The 17,870-nt window shown below is 62.6% G+C and carries 25 protein-coding genes; 10 read left to right on the top strand and 15 right to left on the bottom strand.

Annotation, left to right across the window (positions count from 1 at the left end):
• Positions 1-17 precede the first annotated feature (17 nt).
• Positions 18-785 carry a tyrosine-protein phosphatase gene (locus Q390_RS0113390; protein WP_051603250.1) on the top strand — a complete coding sequence of 256 codons (768 nt, stop codon included), beginning with the start codon at positions 18-20 and terminating at the stop codon, positions 783-785.
• Between the two features lie 79 nt (positions 786-864).
• On the opposite strand, the gene Q390_RS18545 is transcribed toward Q390_RS0113390, so the two are convergent.
• The 3 genes from Q390_RS18545 to Q390_RS0113375 form a co-directional block, all read right to left on the bottom strand.
• A complete protein-coding gene (locus Q390_RS18545) occupies positions 865-1,305 on the bottom strand; it encodes a bacteriohemerythrin (protein WP_051603249.1) in 441 nt (146 codons plus the stop codon).
• Positions 1,306-1,317: 12 nt separating this feature from the next.
• Positions 1,318-2,910 carry a methyl-accepting chemotaxis protein gene (locus Q390_RS20555; RefSeq protein WP_281174788.1) on the bottom strand — a complete coding sequence of 531 codons (1,593 nt, stop codon included), beginning with the start codon at positions 2,908-2,910 and terminating at the stop codon, positions 1,318-1,320.
• 392 nt (positions 2,911-3,302) lie between these two features.
• Positions 3,303-3,728 carry a hemerythrin domain-containing protein gene (locus Q390_RS0113375; RefSeq protein WP_027996515.1) on the bottom strand — a complete coding sequence of 142 codons (426 nt, stop codon included), beginning with the start codon at positions 3,726-3,728 and terminating at the stop codon, positions 3,303-3,305.
• Between the two features lie 202 nt (positions 3,729-3,930).
• Between Q390_RS0113375 and norR the strand changes: the two genes are divergently transcribed.
• Together norR and Q390_RS0113365 are read left to right on the top strand one after the other, a co-directional pair.
• Positions 3,931-5,505, top strand: coding sequence for a nitric oxide reductase transcriptional regulator NorR (gene norR / locus Q390_RS0113370; RefSeq protein WP_037473025.1), 1,575 nt, complete (start codon positions 3,931-3,933; stop codon positions 5,503-5,505).
• 69 nt (positions 5,506-5,574) lie between these two features.
• On the top strand, positions 5,575-6,060 hold the full coding sequence (locus Q390_RS0113365) for an NUDIX hydrolase (RefSeq protein WP_037473051.1): 486 nt from the start codon (positions 5,575-5,577) through the stop codon (positions 6,058-6,060).
• A 106-nt stretch (positions 6,061-6,166) separates the two neighbouring features.
• Here Q390_RS0113365 and Q390_RS18540 read toward each other — a convergent pair whose 3' ends face one another.
• The 10 genes from Q390_RS18540 to Q390_RS0113315 form a co-directional block, all read right to left on the bottom strand.
• Positions 6,167-6,607, bottom strand: coding sequence for a phage virion morphogenesis protein (locus Q390_RS18540; protein WP_051603248.1), 441 nt, complete (start codon positions 6,605-6,607; stop codon positions 6,167-6,169).
• Between the two features lie 113 nt (positions 6,608-6,720).
• Positions 6,721-7,962, bottom strand: a complete 1,242-nt coding sequence (locus Q390_RS0113355) for a PBECR2 nuclease fold domain-containing protein (RefSeq protein WP_027996512.1) — start codon at positions 7,960-7,962, stop codon at positions 6,721-6,723.
• Position 7,963: 1 nt separating this feature from the next.
• Positions 7,964-9,541, bottom strand: a complete 1,578-nt coding sequence (locus Q390_RS0113350; RefSeq protein ID WP_027996511.1) for a DUF935 domain-containing protein — start codon at positions 9,539-9,541, stop codon at positions 7,964-7,966.
• An 11-nt stretch (positions 9,542-9,552) separates the two neighbouring features.
• On the bottom strand, positions 9,553-10,920 hold the full coding sequence (locus Q390_RS18535) for a terminase large subunit domain-containing protein (RefSeq protein WP_156949907.1): 1,368 nt from the start codon (positions 10,918-10,920) through the stop codon (positions 9,553-9,555).
• Complete coding sequence (locus tag Q390_RS0113340; RefSeq protein ID WP_027996510.1) at positions 10,910-11,482, bottom strand: phage protein Gp27 family protein; 573 nt, start codon at positions 11,480-11,482, stop codon at positions 10,910-10,912. The genes Q390_RS18535 and Q390_RS0113340 overlap by 11 nt, the downstream gene beginning before the upstream one ends.
• A 5-nt stretch (positions 11,483-11,487) precedes the next feature.
• Entirely contained in the window at positions 11,488-11,799 is a 312-nt protein-coding gene (locus Q390_RS0113335; RefSeq protein WP_027996509.1) for a hypothetical protein, read from the bottom strand.
• Positions 11,786-12,178, bottom strand: a complete 393-nt coding sequence (locus tag Q390_RS0113330; protein ID WP_027996508.1) for a hypothetical protein — start codon at positions 12,176-12,178, stop codon at positions 11,786-11,788. The genes Q390_RS0113335 and Q390_RS0113330 overlap by 14 nt, the downstream gene beginning before the upstream one ends.
• Complete coding sequence (locus Q390_RS18530; protein WP_051603247.1) at positions 12,162-12,692, bottom strand: hypothetical protein; 531 nt, start codon at positions 12,690-12,692, stop codon at positions 12,162-12,164. Before Q390_RS18530 ends, Q390_RS0113330 begins: the two co-directional genes overlap by 17 nt.
• Positions 12,689-13,309 carry a transglycosylase SLT domain-containing protein gene (locus Q390_RS0113320; RefSeq protein WP_027996507.1) on the bottom strand — a complete coding sequence of 207 codons (621 nt, stop codon included), beginning with the start codon at positions 13,307-13,309 and terminating at the stop codon, positions 12,689-12,691. The genes Q390_RS18530 and Q390_RS0113320 overlap by 4 nt, the downstream gene beginning before the upstream one ends.
• Positions 13,309-13,698, bottom strand: a complete 390-nt coding sequence (locus Q390_RS0113315) for a putative holin (protein WP_245606922.1) — start codon at positions 13,696-13,698, stop codon at positions 13,309-13,311. Before Q390_RS0113315 ends, Q390_RS0113320 begins: the two co-directional genes overlap by 1 nt.
• Positions 13,699-13,872: 174 nt before the next feature.
• On the opposite strand from Q390_RS0113315, the gene Q390_RS0113310 reads away from it, so the two are divergent.
• Positions 13,873-14,097, top strand: a complete 225-nt coding sequence (locus Q390_RS0113310) for a hypothetical protein (RefSeq protein ID WP_027996505.1) — start codon at positions 13,873-13,875, stop codon at positions 14,095-14,097.
• Between the two features lie 68 nt (positions 14,098-14,165).
• Here Q390_RS0113310 and Q390_RS0113305 read toward each other — a convergent pair whose 3' ends face one another.
• Both Q390_RS0113305 and Q390_RS18525 read right to left on the bottom strand, forming a co-directional pair.
• Positions 14,166-14,741, bottom strand: a complete 576-nt coding sequence (locus Q390_RS0113305) for a hypothetical protein (protein WP_027996504.1) — start codon at positions 14,739-14,741, stop codon at positions 14,166-14,168.
• A gap of 12 nt (positions 14,742-14,753) precedes the next feature.
• Entirely contained in the window at positions 14,754-15,197 is a 444-nt protein-coding gene (locus Q390_RS18525; protein WP_051603246.1) for a helix-turn-helix domain-containing protein, read from the bottom strand.
• Positions 15,198-15,291: 94 nt separating this feature from the next.
• Between Q390_RS18525 and Q390_RS0113295 the strand changes: the two genes are divergently transcribed.
• Genes Q390_RS0113295 through Q390_RS0113270 form a run of 6 tightly spaced genes read left to right on the top strand, consistent with a single transcriptional unit; the run spans position 15,292 to position 17,845 of the window.
• Positions 15,292-15,507: a DNA-binding protein gene (locus Q390_RS0113295; protein WP_027996503.1), complete on the top strand. Its 216-nt coding sequence runs from the start codon at positions 15,292-15,294 to the stop codon at positions 15,505-15,507.
• Positions 15,504-15,788: a DNA-binding protein gene (locus Q390_RS0113290; protein ID WP_245606921.1), complete on the top strand. Its 285-nt coding sequence runs from the start codon at positions 15,504-15,506 to the stop codon at positions 15,786-15,788. The genes Q390_RS0113295 and Q390_RS0113290 overlap by 4 nt, the downstream gene beginning before the upstream one ends.
• A 48-nt stretch (positions 15,789-15,836) precedes the next feature.
• Complete coding sequence (locus Q390_RS19210; protein WP_051603245.1) at positions 15,837-16,382, top strand: Rha family transcriptional regulator; 546 nt, start codon at positions 15,837-15,839, stop codon at positions 16,380-16,382.
• Entirely contained in the window at positions 16,379-16,630 is a 252-nt protein-coding gene (locus Q390_RS0113280; protein WP_027996501.1) for a hypothetical protein, read from the top strand. The genes Q390_RS19210 and Q390_RS0113280 overlap by 4 nt, the downstream gene beginning before the upstream one ends.
• Positions 16,627-16,941, top strand: a complete 315-nt coding sequence (locus Q390_RS0113275) for a helix-turn-helix domain-containing protein (RefSeq protein WP_027996500.1) — start codon at positions 16,627-16,629, stop codon at positions 16,939-16,941. The genes Q390_RS0113280 and Q390_RS0113275 overlap by 4 nt, the downstream gene beginning before the upstream one ends.
• A gap of 55 nt (positions 16,942-16,996) precedes the next feature.
• Entirely contained in the window at positions 16,997-17,845 is an 849-nt protein-coding gene (locus Q390_RS0113270) for a hypothetical protein (protein ID WP_245606920.1), read from the top strand.
• The last annotated feature ends 25 nt before the right edge of the window (positions 17,846-17,870 follow it).

Below are 17,870 nucleotides of genomic sequence, written 5' to 3'. Positions count from 1 at the left end.
AAACACATTGAATTGCCATGCATACCACCCCCACTGCCGCCCCTGCCGAGCCGCCCCCGCGCACCATCGCCCTGAGCGGGGCCAGCAATTTTCGTGATCTGGGCGGCTACGCCGGACACGGTGGGCGGCCGCTGAAGTGGCGCCACCTGTTCCGCGCTGACCATCTGGCAGCGCTGACGCCGGCCGACCTGGCCCGGCTAGGCGAGTTGGGCATCACCCGCAGCGCCGATTTTCGCGGTGTCACCGAGCGCGCGGCGCAGGCCTATGCCCTGCCCGGCGTGGCCACGCACACTTTGGAGATTGAGCCGATCCTGATTCAGCAGGCGCTGCAAGCGCAGGGTGACCGCCTGACCGCGGCGCAGGCGGTGCGCCTGATGCACGCCACCTACCGCAGCTTTGTCACTGAGCACGCGCCGCGCTTTGCGCAGTTGTTTGAGCTGCTGCTCGACAGCGACGCCCCCCTCGTCTTTCACTGCACCGCCGGCAAAGACCGTACCGGTTTTGCTGCCGCGCTGATCCTGCTGGCGCTGGGCGTACCACGCGCCGTAGTGATGCAGGACTACCTGCTGACCAACACGCTGTACCGCCCGCCCAGCCACTGGGGCGACGCCGCCACCACGCCCGCCGGGCTGCAGGTGCTGTGGCGCGTACAGGAAGATTTCCTGGAAGCCGCATTGCATGGCGTGGAAGTCGAGTACGGCGGTATTGCGCCTTACCTGGAGCGGGTGCTGGGCGTCAATGCAGCGGCGCAGCAACGCCTGGTCCGCCTCTACCTGCAGCCCTGAGCCCTGACCAAGCCACCCCATCATGCGCATCCACAAGGCGTACGTGCTTTTAAAAGCACACGGCGTTACTTGTTACTTGTTACTTGACGGCGGGGCGGCGCTGCTGCTGCTGCTGCAGGAAGCGCTGCAACTGCAGGAAGCGCTGCAACCCTTTGTCGCCGCGCCGAATGTGCAGCGACAGCCAATCGCGCAGCAAAGTGGACAGCTGCGAGGCCACCGTGATGCTGCCGCTCTGGTGCTTTTGCTGCAAATCGTGCAGCTTTTCCACAAACTGCACGTGGCCCTGTTTGTGCCGTTCCAGATCAGGAAATTTGGCCACTTCCATCAGGTGTTCTTCGCGGCGCAAATGCTCCTGCGTATCGGCAATCACGCTAGCGAGCAAGTGCGCCACCATGTCCTGCCCACGCCCCTGGCTGGTGGCGCTGTGCAAGGCGTTGACCTGTTGGACCAGTTTGCGGTGGTCATCGTCGATCGGGCCGTTGTCGATGACCATGTCATCCGCCCACTCAAAATAAGCCATACGTCTTTCCTCTTAAGCCGCCAGGGCCAGCAATGGGTGGTGGGGTTGCAGGCGAAACACGCTGGCGGTACGCACCAGTGCCTGCGCCTGCCCCTCCAGCGCTTGGGCAGCGGCGGCAGCCTCTTCGACCAGTGCAGCGTTGGACTGCGTCACCTGATCCATCTGCACCATGGCTTGGTTGATCTGTTCAATGCCCTGGGTCTGGTCCTGGCTGGCCAGGCTGATCTCGCCCATGATGTCGGCCACACGGCGCACGCTGACGACGATTTCATCCATGGTGCTGCCAGCCTGCTCGACCAACGTGCAGCCCTGGCTGACATTGTCCACCGAGGCGTCGATCAGGCCCTTGATCTCTTTGGCGGCTGTGGCCGAGCGCCCGGCCAGGCTGCGCACTTCAGACGCCACCACGGCAAAGCCGCGCCCCTGCTCGCCGGCACGCGCCGCTTCCACGGCAGCGTTCAAGGCCAGGATGTTGGTCTGGAAGGCGATGGAATCGATGACGCTGATGATGTCGGCGATCTTGCGCGAGGAAGTGTTGATGGCCTCCATGGTGTGCACCACCTCAGCCACCACGGCTCCCCCCTTGAGAGCCACCTGGGAGGCCGACTCGGCCAGCTCGTTGGCATGTTTGCCACTGTCAAAGTTTTGTTTGACGGCACCGGCCAGCTCCTGCATCGACGCCGAGGTCTGCTCCAGCGCGCTGGCCTGCTCTTCGGTACGCGAGGACAGGTCCAGGTTGCCGGCAGCAATCTGGCTAGTGGCCGTGGCAATGGCGTCGGTGCTGCCACGCACATTGCTGACGATGGCCGACAGACTCTGATTCATGTCCTTGAGGGCCTGCATCAGCAGGCCGGTTTCGTCGCTGGTGCGCACTTCGACGCGGCTGGTCAAGTCACCGGCGGCCACCGCTTGCGCCACCTGCACGGCAGCCATCAAGGGCCTGACGATGGAGTTTGTGATGCGCACCGCCAGCACCAGCCCGCACAGCAGGCCGAAGCCACCCAGCGCCAGCAGAATCAGGCGGGCGGTTTGCGCCTCGGCCGCAGCCCGGGTGCCGTTTTCAATCACCGTGCGGTGCTCCGCTTGTGCCAGCGCATCGACGCTAACTTGCACCGCATTCAGCTCGCGCAGGGTGTGGCCATTGAGTTCGGTGGCGGCCTCTTCGAGGCGCCCTTCATCGACCAAGCTGTTGAACTTGGCCTGTGAGATGACATAGCGCCCGCGTGCCTCTTCAGCCTGCTTGAGCAGCGCCCGGGCTTCAGGCAGCTCCACCATGTCTTGCAAGGTCTTGAAGGCCTTGATGAAAGCGTCACGCCCACCGCCGATTTCCGCGCGCATCTGGGCGCGGTGGGCATCGGTGGGGGCGGTGAGAATTTCCACAGTGCGCCGCCCATTGGCCAGTGCAATGGAACTCAAGGTGTTGGCTGCGTCGGCCTTGACCCAATCCCGCTCAATCAGCTGTTTATTGCTGTTGGAGACGCTGGTCAGACCCATGAAGCCGACCGCCACCATCGCCAGCATCATGACAATCAATAAGCCAAAACCCAAGCCCAGACGGGTCTTGATGCGCATTCCAGGCGGGGCAGGCTGAGAGGGGGAGGACATACACAGGCTTTCTAAGGGTGACAAATGCGCTGCGGCCATAAGACATGCCGGCATGGATATTTTTGCCAGCCGCTTCAAGGGCAATAGCCACTCGGAGCGAAGCGCTTTGACACCGCATTGACAGTCATGCAAATATCTCGCACATCAAGAAACAAAAACATTCAATTATTGCAAATATTTGATATTGCGTGTGGGTATATATCCGACTATAAAAATAGCCGATCTCAGCCTTTTGTCTTTTTTGCGCCTTTCGATGCAGGTCCAGCAGCGCTGGACCGATGCAGAGCAGCAGCCACCTCCATAACCGTCAATTCAGCCTCTAGCCCTTATTCAACATGCGTTATAAGCTATTTTTTTAATAGTGATAATCGCAAAATATAACGGTATTATTCCTACGCAGCGACAGCGTCCATCGCCTCGATACGTGGATAGAAATCGTGGTTTTCACGTTGCATCCGCTCGTAGACCTGGCGCAGCACCGTATTGGCATCCGCCTTGAAACCGGCCTCATCACCGCGCACCGCCTCAGCGGTATTCCAGCGCCGGGCAAAAGCCATGTAGGCATTGGCGATAGCGCCCATTTCCTGCTGAAACCGCTGGCCCAGCCGCGCCAACTGGGCATCGGAGCCGTTTTGCAGTGCCGGGTACAGCACCCGGTCTTCCACCGCCAGGTGCAGTTTGATGAGTGAGCTCATCGCCACCACGCCCTGTGCAATTTGTGCGGCATGGGTGGCCACACCACTCTGGGTGAGGCGGCGCAGTGTGGCAATGCTCTCCAGAATGCTGACGTGCTCGTGTTTGAAGCGATCGATGTTCATACCTATGGTCTTTCTTTGTCAGGAGGAAAAATCCCGGCATCACCACCGCCCGAGGCAGTGGCATTGCCAGACATACCCTCGTATCTAAGCAAGACTGGGGCCAGCCGCGCCGCGACCACACATCAACGACTTACACGCCACCATGGTGTTTTTAACCCTTATATTCACGGTATTTTTAACCGCTAAATGGTCATAAATACCAATGCCTACCGATGACGATCCGCTGGCCGACTTGGCCAGCGACCTGCCCCAGGCCGTGCGCCTGCAGCGCTTGGTGACTTGGCTGCGCACCCGTTTTGGCTGCGGCGCCGTGGTGCTGCTGCGCCTGCAAGAAGAGCACCTGCGGCCGGTGGCGCTGGATGGCCTAGTAGGCGAGGCGCTGGGGCGGCGTTTTGCCGTGGGCCAGCACCCGCGGCTGGCGACCATCCTGGCGCGCAACGGCGCCGTCACCTGCTTTGACCACGACAGCACCTTGCCCGACCCCTACGACGGCCTGCTCGATGCGCTGGTCGGCGAGCCACTGCCGGTACACGACTGCATGGGCGTGGCTCTGCGTATCGACGGCCAGCCGTGGGGCGTGCTGACGCTGGATGCTCTGCAGACCGGCACCTTTGACGCAGCGGCCCGCACCGCGCTGCAAGCGTGCACTGCGCTGGTGCAAGCCGCCATCCGCGTCGCTCGCCTGGAGCAGGAAAACCACGCACTGCGCCTGACGCCACCGATGCACGGCGACGCAGATACCGCAGCCACCGACACCCCCGGCGACACCGAAATCATGGGCCAAAGCGAGGTGCTGACGCGCCTGCTGCAAGAGATGAAGGTGGTGGCGGGCTCGGACCTGCCGGTGCTGCTGCTGGGGGAAACTGGCGTTGGCAAAGAGCTGTTTGCGCGCCTGCTGCATCGCCATTCACCGCGCCGCCATAAGCCGCTGGTGCATGTCAACTGCGCCGCACTGCCCGAGTCGCTGGCCGAGAGTGAACTGTTCGGTCACCGCCGGGGCGCGTTTTCAGGCGCGGTGGCCGACCGGCCGGGCCGCTTTGAAGCCGCCGAGGGCGGCACGCTGTTTCTGGACGAAGTGGGTGAATTGCCGCTGTCGGTGCAGGCCAAGCTGCTGCGCACGCTGCAAAACGGCGAAATCCAGCGACTGGGCGCCGACACGCCGCGGCGCGTGAACGTGCGCATCGTCGCTGCCACCAACCGCAGCCTGCGCGACCAAGTGGCCAGCGGTGCCTTCCGCGCCGACCTGTACCACCGCCTGTCGGTGTATCCGGCACCGATTCCGCCGTTGCGCGAGCGCGGCGGCGATGTGCTGCTGCTGGCCGGGCGCTTTCTGGAACTCAACCGCGCGCGGCTGGGTTTTCGCAGCCTGCGCCTGGCGGGCGACGCGCAGGCCGCACTGCTGCGCTACCACTGGCCCGGCAACGTGCGCGAGCTGGAACATGTCATCAGCCGCGCCGCCCTCAAAGCGCTGAGCCAAGGCGTAGCGCCCAACGCCATCGTCACGCTGCCGGCGCATTGGCTGGATCTGGATGCACTGCCCACGCCGGGCGTAGCACCCGCCGCCCAAGCGGCCCCTCTGGCGCCCAGCCACGCCACGGCAGCCAGCGGCGCGCTCAGCGCGATCACGCTGCGCAGCGCCGTGGACGACTGCCAGCGCCAGACCATCCTGGCCGCCGTGGCCACGCACCACGGCAATTGGGCGCAAGCAGCACGCCAACTCGACCTGGACGCCAGCAACCTGCACAAACTGGCGCGGCGCTTGGGCGTAAAGGCCTGAAGGCGTGAACGCAGCGCCTGTCATCTCTGTGTCACGGCGCTGTCAGCCGCCGTGGTGATAATGCCGGCCATGCCAAACCGCTGGAAACCCAACGTCACCGTGGCCGCCATCATGGAGCGTGATGGCCGCTTTCTGCTGGTGGAAGAACAAACCCGCGACGGGCTCAAACTGAACAACCCGGCCGGTCACCTCGATCCGGGCGAGTCGCCGCAAAGCGCCTGCGCGCGCGAGGTGCTGGAAGAAACGGCGCACGAGTTCATGCCAACAGCCTTAGTTGGCGTGTACCTCAACCGCTTCACCAAAACCGGCACGCAAGAAGACCTGACCTACCTGCGCTTTGCCTTTGCCGGCAGCGTCGGCGCCCACCATGCCGGGCGCGCGCTGGATACGGGCATCGTGCGCACCGTCTGGATGACGGGCGACGAAATCCGCGCCTGCCCCGAGCGCCATCGCAGCCCGCTGCTGCTGCGCAGTCTGGAAGACTATCTGGCAGGCCAGCGCTTTGCGCTGTCACTGGTAAATACCGACGCCAGCGTGCTGCATAACGGAAGTTGAGATAAAGAAAGAGTGAGAGGCGCGATAAATCGAAATTTACGGGGCTGAGGCGGGATAAAGTGAAACCGGCTAATGCAAATGTCTTGCGTGTGGTGCAAAGACGGAATCAGCCTCTCATCTGCCGTTGTAGCCAGTCTTGCGTGCGCTCGACGATCTCGTTACGGTCGATATCCGACAGGCCTAGGTAGGGGCGGGTCGGAATTGCACCTCGACCAAACTGATGGGTGGCGGCGTAAATAGAGTTGCTGCCCACCTGAACTGATTTCTCGTTGACCTGCACTGCCATTTGACCGCGCAGGTAGCCGTTTAATGTCAGGATGCGATTCTTGTTGCGGGGCTTCTCGCGCTGATACCGAGGTGTCAGCTTGGCCCACGCCGTGCCGTCCGGTGCGGTTTGCGTCCTAAACCTCTCGGTTGTTGTGCGCAGCGCGTACTCGCCTAGCTGGGCCAGTAGCGGCGCAGGGTGGTCGATGGCATCTGGCAGCCCACGCAGGCTGACGATGACCGATCTGGCATCAAAGTCCACAGAAAAGTGCGTTTCTGCCATGGTGAAATTTCCTATAATCGTTGCAACTCATCGGGTGAGAAGACTGCACCGAGCCAACCGACCCTACCCCCGGAGGAGCCCAGTATGCGGTGCCGTTCTGGGCTTTTTTATTTCTATTCTCTGGCGTACAGACGTACGCCAACACGCCAGTCGTCTGCTGTCTGGGCAGCTCCTTGAAACGCAGTAATGCCTGACCAGCCGCCCTCGCCGTACTCAAACACCACCAGAGTTGGTACTTCCTGCCCCTCTACGGAAAACCGGGCCACGTAGCGCCTGCGAACTACAGCTTTATTCAAGGCATACATCCACTCCATACGTACCCAGATTTCATCTGGCTGTAGAAGCGCCTGAGCTAACAGCGGCAAAAATCGTTCGCGACCCAGTTTCAAAACCTTCCACTCGCCTCTGGCGGTCTGGAATAGCTCCTTACCAACAACCAAGCGCTCACCAATCACATCGGGCACGATGGTGGAGCGATCCAGCTCGCCCCCCAACGGTGCCAAAAAGGCACGAACATACTCTTCTGGAGGTAAGCCAGCAGGCAGCAACTGTTCTGGGAGTATTGGACGTGGAGGCGGTAACGGCTCAAGCGGGCGGCGGTTGGGCAGGCCCAGCCCCCCCGCGCTACCAGGCATGGGCGGCTCGGGCCGCTCGGGCGGTATGGCGCTTTGCAGGCGCGCGTTGCCCGGTGCGTACTCAAACCCTGGGTCAATCCCCTCGGGCACCTTCACTATGCGCAGTCCATTTGGGCTACGCTTGCCGATCTCGCGCTCCAGCCATTGCACCGGGGGGGACGGGTCTGGCACCTTTTTACCTAGGCGTGACAAGTCGCGCGGCCACAGGCCAAACACCTTGCACTGACAGCCCCAGCCGTTGGGTGGGAAGTGAGTCTGCCACCATGAATCGTCACGCGCCAGCACCAAGCCATCCCAAGCTACATGCTGGTGGCGTGGACTCTCCACCCACTCGCTGTGCTGGTACTGCCAAAACGGCGCGGCCTGCAACTGCTGCCAGCGCCCGGCGGCATAGCTGGTGTTCAAGTTGGTTTCATAGATAACACGGCTGCGCCAATCGCGCCCGCCGTTGTAGTCCCAGCCGTGGCGCGCCACGATGGCATCAAAATCTTTGCGAAACTGCTCCAGTGTCGTACCTTGGGCAATGGCTTGATCCACCGCCGCCCTGAAGTCCTCCACGATGGCATTGCGATTGGCACCGGCCACCACGAAGGCCCAATCGTGCTCGGCCTTGTAAATATCCGTCCAGTGCGCAGTGGGCAGATTGATCTTGGCCCTGAAAAACGCTATTTGCTCGGCAAAGGGCAGCGAGCCATAGGCGGCTTGAGGCGCTTGAGGCATATCAGCCGCCCCCTGAACCCAGCGCCGCAGCCTCTTGCAGCACCTCATAGCGCCCGGCCAACTGCGCAGCGCTCAGGGCCTCGGCCATAGCCGCCGCATAGTCGTCCAGTGACATATCGGGCTGCAATTGCACTAGGCCATCTCGGATGTCTTCCAAGCTGTTGGCCTGCGTGACCAGCGCACGCACTTGCTCGACCCACGTGGCCGCTGGCGCACGGACATGGGTCGCCAGCTGGGGCAGCATGGCCATGTGTGGACTGGTCGGTGCCGCTGTGGACACCTGCCCGGTAGCGGCAGCAATACCAAAATTTCTTGGGGCCGCTTGCAGCACCTGCTGGCCCGCCTCTGGCTGCGGAATGCCCAACTTCTCTTGCGCCCACTGCACCGGAATTTGCATCCCAATGCTGACCAGCTTAGGCAATGCGTTGGCATAGGCCGTCATGTCCTCTGTCTCGCCCGTGTCCAGCCGAAAAACCGGACAGCGGCGCACACCATCGGGCGCGAGGCCGTTGAGTGCGGCCATCGGATAGAGCAAACTGCGCGTCAGCGTGCTGCACACCTGCCGGATGTCGCTGTCGCGCAGGTCTTTACGCACCTCGTTGTGTACGTTGCCCAGCGCATTGGTGCTGCTTTTGCCGTCGGCCCCGCTGGTCAGCGTGCCGCCCAGAATCACCTTTGATTGCGTGCGCTCGCACCAGTTGATCATCAGCTCGAATGCAGCGGGGTCACCGCTGGCCGCATCCATAAAGTCCAGCTCCATGCCGCTGGGGATGATGCCCGCCGCGTTGTGGCCAATGCCGGTCAGCGCGCGCAGCAGCGTCATTTTCTCCTTCTCGCTGGCACCGCTGGAATACTTGCCGATGCGTACCGGGATGCCGTAAATCTCCAAAAATTCAGCCAAGTCGCCAAGTGAATAGTTCTTGAACAGATACGGCCAGACCAACTGGCGAAACATCGCCGTGCGCTCGATGTAGCCACTCTTGGCTTTGTGGATGTGCGTGATCCAGCCAAACGGCAGCAGCGGCTCGCCAACACTGCCATCAGCGCCGACCGTATTGCTGCGCAGACGTAGCTCTTGGCGGTAGCCCCGGTGGACGCTGAACCAGCTTTGGGGCCGGTGCGTGATGGTCTTGGGCAGCCAGTACGCGCCTGGCTTATGCCACTCGATTTCGCCGCAAGAAAAGCCCTTGCCGATCGCATCGGTCACATCAAACAGCACATCCTCAAAATCGGCAATCTCGCCCAGCAGCTCGGTCAGCCGCTCGGCGGCCAACTTCTCTTGGGGGCTGGGGTTATCGGGCGGCGCCACTGTCCAATCGACCAGCAGCGCGCGGCGGCGCTTGCCCAGCTCGGCGGCAATGTGGCCGTCTTTTTCTTCCATGTCCTCAAACAAGTCGAACTGCGCCTGCAAGTCGCCCTGCTCGGCCTGATCGAGAATGGCCGCTAGCTTGGACGGCGTGAGCCCGCGCGTGGGGTGGGTTTGCAGCTCGCGCTGCAAGTGCGAGAGGTGCGAAGTCTGCGGCTGCACCAGCACTTCGCGGCTGATGGGCTGGCCGTCTGGCCCCAAAATTTTTGCCATGGCGGTGCTCCTTACCAGCCACCCGGCTCTGGCATGGAAAAGTCCAGGTCGGCAGGTAGATGGGTGTGGTTGTCGAACCCGCGCGCGTGACCGGGCACGGGGATGTAGTCGATGGCTGGCGGCGCCTGCCCAGCGGCGTTAAGCGCCAAAAAACACGCCCAAGTGCGGTCAGCGTGGCCCGCGCCATCGCTCTCGGCCACAAAGCGCGGCGCACCGGTGGGGCCAGTCTCTTTGCGCAGCTTGTGCAGGTCGGTGCGCAGCACCGGGTCACCCGCCGGAATGCGGATGCGCCGGTCTTCAAACGCCTCTTTGCCGCGCGTAGCCAGCGTCAATTTGTTGGGGCCGGTAAACAGCACACCCTCCACCCGCATAGAGCCGTGTCGCCGCTGCGCATCCTCCACCGGCATCTCGCCCATACCGGTTTGATCCATGCAGGCACGCATCACGCGGTAGCGGGCAAACACCCCGTCCAGCAGCGCCGCTTGCTCGGCAAAGCTGATGCGCTTTCTGGCCATAATCTCGCGCGTCCAATACACATCGCCCACCTGCTCCAGTACCCAGATGACAAATAAGTCGTGGCGCGCGGCAATGTCCACGCCAACAAAGCACGGGCCGCCGCTGTAGTGGGCCGACTCACCTGCCAAGTCGTCTTCGCAGGCGCCAATCAGGTCGTAGTCCAGCCAGCTGCTGGCCTCGTCGAGCCATTCCAGCTCAAACTCTTGGCGCCACAAGTCCTCATCGCTCGCGCCTCGGCGCAGCTCCTCGATGTCGCGCGGCAGGCCGTCTGCCACCGCCTGATGGATGGTGGTGGTGTGGCGGCTCCAGCCGTCGTCCTTGCCGGTCATCAACTCATAAAACTTGTTGCCCTTGCCATTGGGTGTGCTGACCACGCGCAGCTTCAGGCCGGGCTTGGAGATCACTGGAAACAGCGCCCGCCAAATCGCCCGGCTGTCTTGGTGAAAGGAAAACTCGTCGAGCAACACATTGGCACTGAAGCCGCGCGCCGTGTCCGGGTTGGCGGGTAGTGCCGTGATGCGGCTGCCGCCGGGCAACTCCACCTCCAGCGAGCGCACATTGGCGCTGAACTCGGTCTCAAACTCTTTGAAGCCGGCCTGCATGGCACGCAGGTGCAGCTTGACACCCTCGTTCATGGCCTCGCGCGCTTGGCGCTCACCCCGGCTCAAAATCACCCAGCGCACGCGCCGCCCCTCGGCTTCGGCGCGCACCACATCCAGTGCCAGCTCCAGCGTGCTGGTAAAGGTTTTGCCGCATTGGCGCGCAAACATGGCAATCTTGAAGCGCGATGCGTCCTGCACCCAGCGGCGCTGATAGGGGTGCAGCTGCAAGGCGGGTGCAGCGGGTGCCAGATCAAAGGTCATAGACCGCCTTGATCACTTGGGCCAGCACGTCGGCGGGCACAGTGCCGGTCTTGCCCAGCTCGTCGAGCTTGGTGCGCTGCTCGGCCAGCACCCGCTCGCGTGTGTCCTTCTCTACCTTCACCTGAAACTGCTTGAGGTTCACGCTTGAGCGCGTCAGCGTCGCAATGTTCTTAGCCGCCGAACTGAGCATGGCCACCCGATCCTCGGCATTGGCCTCGGGGTCGTCGGCCTCTTGCAGCGCCAAAATAGCCTCGAACAACTCTGTTTGGATCAGCGCCGTGAGCGCCTCGCTGCGCGCGTCCTTGTCGTCGCCCGCCTGCGCTTGGATCAGCTTGGCGGCCTCGGTGCTAGCGCGGATGGCGGACAAGCGCCGGTCCAGCTTGGCGCCGTAGCGGTGCAGGGCCGAGCGACTGGGCAGGCTGCCCGCCTGCGCCTCGGCGGGAAAGCGCTCTTGCAGGTCGCGTATCAGCTCATCGAGCGTCTGCGCGCCGGTGGCCAGCATGGCCTCGATGTAGCTCTTGATCTGCACACTCAGGCGCGACACACTGCTTTTGCGGCCCATACCGCTCACCAGTATTTGGCCGGGCGGGCAATGCCGGGCTCGCAGACCACGGTGTACTCGGCCACGTCCACGCCGTGGCGCGTCAGCTCGGCAAACCATTTGCCACTGGGCTGTTTGTCTACGCGCACCAGCTCGCGCCCGTGCAAATAGTCCAGCTCGCGGCGCAGCTCCAGCGCCGTGGCGTCGGGGTATTCGCTTTGCGCTACCGACAGCACCAGAGATTCAAAAGCACCGATGGGGCGCGCGTTATTGAGGGTGAGTAGCGCGAGCCAGCGCAGCGCTTCGCGCCGCAGTCGGGTGTGGTCAATTGCTTGCATGGTGTCCTCCTGCGGCCGCGCGCAGCTGGGCGGCCTCCAGCTTGGAGCCCAGCGCATCGAGCTTGGCTTCGATCACGCTTTGGCCCCGGATGTAGTCTTCGCGGCGCACATAGTGCAGCGGCATTTCCGCCTGCATCTTGAGCAGGTCGCGCTCGATGCGCTGCCACTGCGCAGCCTCGTCGCGGTTGATCTGCTCCATGCCGTCAAGGCGCGTGGCCAGCGCTTTGTGGTTGGCCTCGCGGGCAGCGTCTTGCAGCGTAAAACGCTCGTCTAAATGGTGCTGAGATTGGCCCAAGCTGTGCTTGACCACCCCCCAAAACACACCCAGCCCACTGAGGAGCAACCCCAGCAGCTGCCAAAATTCAATCTGCAAAGTCATTGGGCGATCCGTTTTCTGTCTGACCGGCGCGGCAGACGTTGCTGGCAAAAGATTGCAGGCCTGTCACTTGGCTGCTGAGTCCGTCAGCCGCTGTTGCCAGCTCTTGATAAGCGCTTGCGCCTTCAAAGAAAAGCTCTCGGGCGGTGGTGGCTTCGCCAGCGCAGGCGGCAAGGCCGGCATCAGTTGCCGGGTAGGGATGGGGGCGGCGGTTGAGGCGGGCCACTTCGGCGCGCAGGCTGCGCACAGCAGTGGCAGCAGCAGCATCACGGGCCAGGCGCGCGGCCTCACGTTGGGCATCTTCATCGACAAGTCTTTCAGCGTTGCGAAATTTGGCGGCGTTGTCGCGCGCAGTGGCGCGGCTGCGGGCGGTTTCTTGTGCATCCCAAGCCTGTTGCACCCGTGCTGCACCTTGTGCGTCACCACGCGCTATCAAATGGTTCTGCCAGGCATTGACCCCGGCCACAGCGCCCACCAGCGCAGCACCTATTAGTAGCCAGCGGGCAGCGGCACTCATAGCCCCGGCCCCCACTGCGCATAGCGCGGCTGCACGACAACCAGAATGCGGTGCGGATAGCCCAGGTTTTCGCGGCAATGCACTGGGGATCGCTTGGCCCTCCCGCACGCACCGTCCACTTGGGCGCGCGTTGGCTGGGCCAGCCCGGTACTGGCGGCCTCCGCTTGCCAGTGGCCTAGTCCACCGTTGTAGCCGCGCAGGGCTACCCACATACGGTCGTGTGGCGGGTAGCGCGCGGGGGTGCGCTGGTACAGCCACAGGTCATAAGTGACCAAAGCGCGCAGCGCCCACGCTGGGTTGTAGGGCTGCTGCACCGCAAGGTCTGGGTGCAAGCCAGCAATCCATTGCGTGGTAGCGGGCATGAACTGTGCCAAGCCCTGAGCGCCGACGTGCGACAGCGCGCCCGGGCGCCACGCGCTTTCTTGGTGTACCTGCGCAGCAAACACCGCCACCGGCGCATTGAGCCCCCACACCGCGTGCGCCGTGCGCAGCAGCAGCGCTCGGTAGGGCTGCGCAGCTGGCGGCGCTTGGGCGTGTGCCGGTAGCGCACAAGCGGCCAGCGCGCACAGCGCCACCACCAGCACGGCCAGCGCAAAATCTTGAGCGGCGCGGCGCATTACAGCCCCGTCGCCACACCCAGCACCACACAGCCGACCACGATGGCGCGGCGCAGCTGGGCCGCGCAATACGCGCTCATGTACTGGGCATGGGCAATGGGAAAGTCCACATCGCCCTCGGGCTCGTTGGTGCCCTTGCGCCAGTCGCGCCAGAGAAAGGAGTCAGGCCGGGCGTAGGGGAACAGCGCGCGGTCAAGCCAGTAGCCAAGAGCGGCCGCCAGCGCTATCAGCGCCGCCTTGTACAGCACCACCGGCAGCTGCACCGGTGCCAGCCAGCCAATACAGGCCAGCAGCAACACCGCCAGCAACACAAACAGGCTGTTGCGCGGGGCGCGCAGCCACAAGGGGATATGGGATTTGAGCGTCATGCCCAGCAGAATGCCGCGCACACGCCCGAGGGCTTGGGTAAAGCGTTTTAGTTATTGGCGGGCGGTGCCCACCTGCACCATCAGCAAATGCATATAAATGTTCCGCCACCTTCGCCACCACCGCGCGAGCCGCTGCCCGCGTCCCGCACACCTCCCCTGCCAACGCAGCTTGCACGCATGGCCGCGCATTGGGTTATGCGCCAGACAGCACCGGATTTACCGCTCGAATTTGCTGGCGATACAAGCAAGGCTTGGCGCAAAAAAACACCGCTAGAGCTGGCCTTGCTGCCCGATGCACAACGGGCGCTGGCAGCCGCCACGCAAGAGCTGCTGGAGCTACTGGCCCAATCCCCTGAGGGTCGGCAGGCCTTGGGTGATTTCGGCTTTCAGCCATTCCTTGAGGACATCGAACGTCCATGAGCCAGCGGGCTTTAGCACGTCAAGGCGAGTCATCCTGCTTCCACTGCGGCTCTTTACTTGAATGGGCACTACAGAAGAAATTGCCTGATGACTTCGTGCAGTTGTCCAGGCGCAAGGTCGGCCAAGCTACTCGTTCCGAATCGGCCCGAAACGTAGGCGTGAATTTGGTCAAGCACGCCATGCCTTTTCCTCGCTTCAGCGTGGATGCGCTTGAGAAGATGCTTGCGTTGGTCTTCCGCGCTCCCAGTGGGTTTTGCTGTGTAGCGGGCAATCCACCTACGCAAATACTGACACACCTGTTCATAAATTTCTGGAGTCAACAACTCGTACCTAGCGAAGCGGTGTTCACGCTTGATCGTTGACCACACAAAAGAGTGCCCTCGTCCGGTTGCAGCGGCTATCTTTGACACCAATTCACGAACCTCAGCCGTTTCGGCTGGGCCTATGTGTTGCGGCCCTGGCTGCACGATGTACTTGAAAGATTTGCTGGGCGCTACGCCAGCAAGATTGATCTGCACGTGGTTGCCATCGCCCACGACGCCTACATTGCCGTGGCCGCTGATCTTTTGCGTTACCTCGACGGGAGATCGCTTTACACCGGGAAATTGAATGACCTGCGCGCCGGTTTTTTTCTTTTCATTCATTCACGCTTGTCCTCAAGTTCGCTTAGTGGTAACCCGGTTTTTTGAACCCAAGACTTGCACGGCACCAGATGCAGTGTTGATTTGCTGCCCGCCAGCACTGCCGCGCGGCGCGGCGCCTTGCTTGCCTAGTGTTGGCAGGGATATGCCCGCTGACAGCAGTGCTGCCGTCTGAATCAGGTTCTGCCGCGCCTGAGCGCCGCAGCGGCGGTAGCTGTCGAGCAGCACCTGCTCGGCAGGGTCTGTAGCGGGCATTGAGGGGCTGCGCTGGCCGGTCACGACATACAGCACATCCAGACCGTGGGCGGCCCAAGCTGCAAGAACGGTTGCATTGGGTGTCGCTGCACCACTCTCCCAATTGAAAAGCGTCTTGCGCGTGGAGCTTGCAAGCGCGGCGAAATCAATCTGATTGAGGCCGAGCCGTTCCCGCTCTTCTTTGATGCGTTCACCTAAGTGCATAAAAAATTTCCCGTTAACTATTGCAAATGGGTAATTTATTGCCCATAATCGACACATGAGCAACCAATCAACACAACCAAAGGAGCCTATCCCCATGCTTAGAACCCCCGAACAAGTCCGTGCCGAACTGCGCAGCAAAGGCGTATCCATCACCCAGTGGGCGGTGTCCAACGGCTACTCGCCCAACCTCGTGTTCGAGGTGCTGTCGGGCCGCCGCAATCCAACAATGGGACAGACCCACCGCATTGCCGTTTCCTTGGGCCTCAAGGCTGGCGAGATTGTGACCGATCCAAAGCGGGCGCTGGCATGAACGCCGCCGTCATCGCCGTAGGCGCCGGCCCGCTGGGCTATGTCCTGTGTGCCATTGAGGCCGAGGCTTCAAACGAAGGAGCCTTCATGACCCCCCAACAAATCAAAGCCAATTTCCGCCAGCGCGGTGAAACCGTTGCCTCGTGGGCTGACGCCCATGGCTTTCCGCGTGACGTGGTGTACCGCGTTCTCAACGGCAGAACCCCCGCTTGGCGCGGCCAGACGCACCAAGTAGCGGTGGCGCTGGGTCTCAAGTCCGACTCTGCCAAGACCTCGGCCTAAAACCCCGCGCCACCCCACCCATTCAATCACTAGCTGAGAGATTTTGCCATGCACAACCCCGACCTGTTTCCTGAATCGCTGCTTGTTGCCCACTGCGGCGCGCGCATTTACACCACCAGCGTCAAGATTGCCGAGCACTTTGGCAAGCGCCATGACAACGTGATGGACGCCATCCGTCGCGTGATGGACGACACGCCCAGCGACGAATTGCTCCTTAATTTTCAGGAGCAATCCGAGCCTTACCTGCTCAAGGGCAAGCTGCGCCAGCGCCCCATCTACGAACTGAGCCATGACGGTTTTGCCGTGGTTGCCATGGGCTTCACCGGCCCCGAGGCCATGGCATGGAAGTGGAAGTTCCTCGCCGCCTTCCGCCAGCAAGAGCGTGACTTGGCCGACCTGCAAGCGCGCTACGTCGCTGCGCTGGACACCATCCGCCCCAAGCTGCGCCCCGTGGTGCAGGACTTTGCCGACGGCCTAACGCGCAGCGACACCGCCACATGGCTCGGTTGCAGCGTGGCCAGCGTCAGCTACCAGCGCAGTGCAGCGCGCCGCTTGGGACTGCTGGCCGCGTGCCGGGTTGGGGGTGTGGCATGAACACCGCCGCAAACACCCCGCCGTGCGTCCTGCACGCCACCCAGCGCGTGTACGACACCGAATACGCCCACTGCCCCCGCAGCCCCGAGTGGAAGGCAGGCGCCCTGCGCGGCCTGCGCCAGCAAGCTGGCCTGCGCCAACTTGGCAGCCCCTACCCCTGCGGCACCGCGCAAAGCGACGCTTGGCTGGCGGGCAACCTGATGGGCATGACCGAGTGGAAATACCTTGTCGAGCGGGGGCAGGTATGAGCCGCGCCCCCGACTACCCACTGGCCGGCCCGATCCGCAAAACCTGCGACCTGTTTCGCTTGCTGGCCGGCCACGAAGTGCTGGGCTTGGCGCCCGGCGAGATTGCCAAAGGCCTAGGCGTGCCCGCCAGTTGGGTCAGCCAGAACCTGCCCGCACTGGCCACCACCGGCTATGTCGAGCAAGTGGCTGGTACCAACCGCTGGCGCTTGGGCGTGCAGTTTGTGCGCATTGCGCTGACCGTGAGCACCAACCTGAACAAAGCCAAGCAGCAGCTGGACGACATCAGCGCCCGTTATTCCGTACCCCTGTAACCCTGAACCCTGAAACCCAAAAGAGAGAAACCACATGGCCCGCCAAGAGACCCCCATGCCCCAGAGCAAAGAGACCCCCGCCAACACCGTCGTGATTGCACAAGAGTTCAGCGCCGCCAATCAGTTGGCCGCGCTGACCATAGAAGCCAACGACGCAGCCCATGCGATGGCGGTGCAGATTGGCTACCAGGGTGCCATGACCGTAGGCGCGCTGGAAGATGAAATTCGCTTTTATCAGCGCCGCACTGTGGAGGCCATTCTGGAGACTGGCAAGCGGCTGCTGGTACTGAAGGAGCTGACTGCCCACGGCGAGTTTGCACAGCGTGTCGAGATGCTTGGATTCGCTAGGACTACCGCGTTTCGATTCATGCAAGCCGCCGCCAAAACAGCCAAAAGTTCCAAATTGGAACAATTGAGCACCCAAGTAAAAAGCGCCAGCGCCTTCTTGGAACTGGTCACCCACGACGACGACGTGTTGGAAAACCTGACCAACATGGACGCTGTAGAAAAAATGAGCGCCAGCCAACTGCGCGCCGCGCTGCGCGATGCGCACAAGGAGAAAGAGGCCAGCGAAAAGCTGATGGCCGACAAGAACGCCAAGATTGACCGGCTGGAGCACCGCATCCAAATTATGTCCGCCGATGAGGTGCTGGAGGAGGTGATGAAAGAGGCCACCACCATCACCCGCGACGCGCTGGGTGCCATTCGTGGTGGGGTGCGCCAAGCGCTGACGGCGCTGAACGATGTGCCCGCTGCCAGCGGCACCCAGTCGGTGTTTATGGCCGGTCTGGTGGGGCAGATACAGGCCGACTTGAACGCGCTGCGCGAAGAGTTCAACCTGCCCGACGTGAGCAACGCCGCCGACGCGCAGCTGGCAGGCGAAGTGGCGCAGTGGGCTGAGTAAGCCCGGCACCCCCTTACAGGCCTGA

The organism is Simplicispira psychrophila DSM 11588, assembly GCF_000688255.1.
Taxonomy (GTDB): domain Bacteria; phylum Pseudomonadota; class Gammaproteobacteria; order Burkholderiales; family Burkholderiaceae_C; genus Simplicispira; species Simplicispira psychrophila.
Note: the sequence above shows the minus strand (reverse complement) of the source record. Positions and strands in the feature narration are given on the sequence as shown.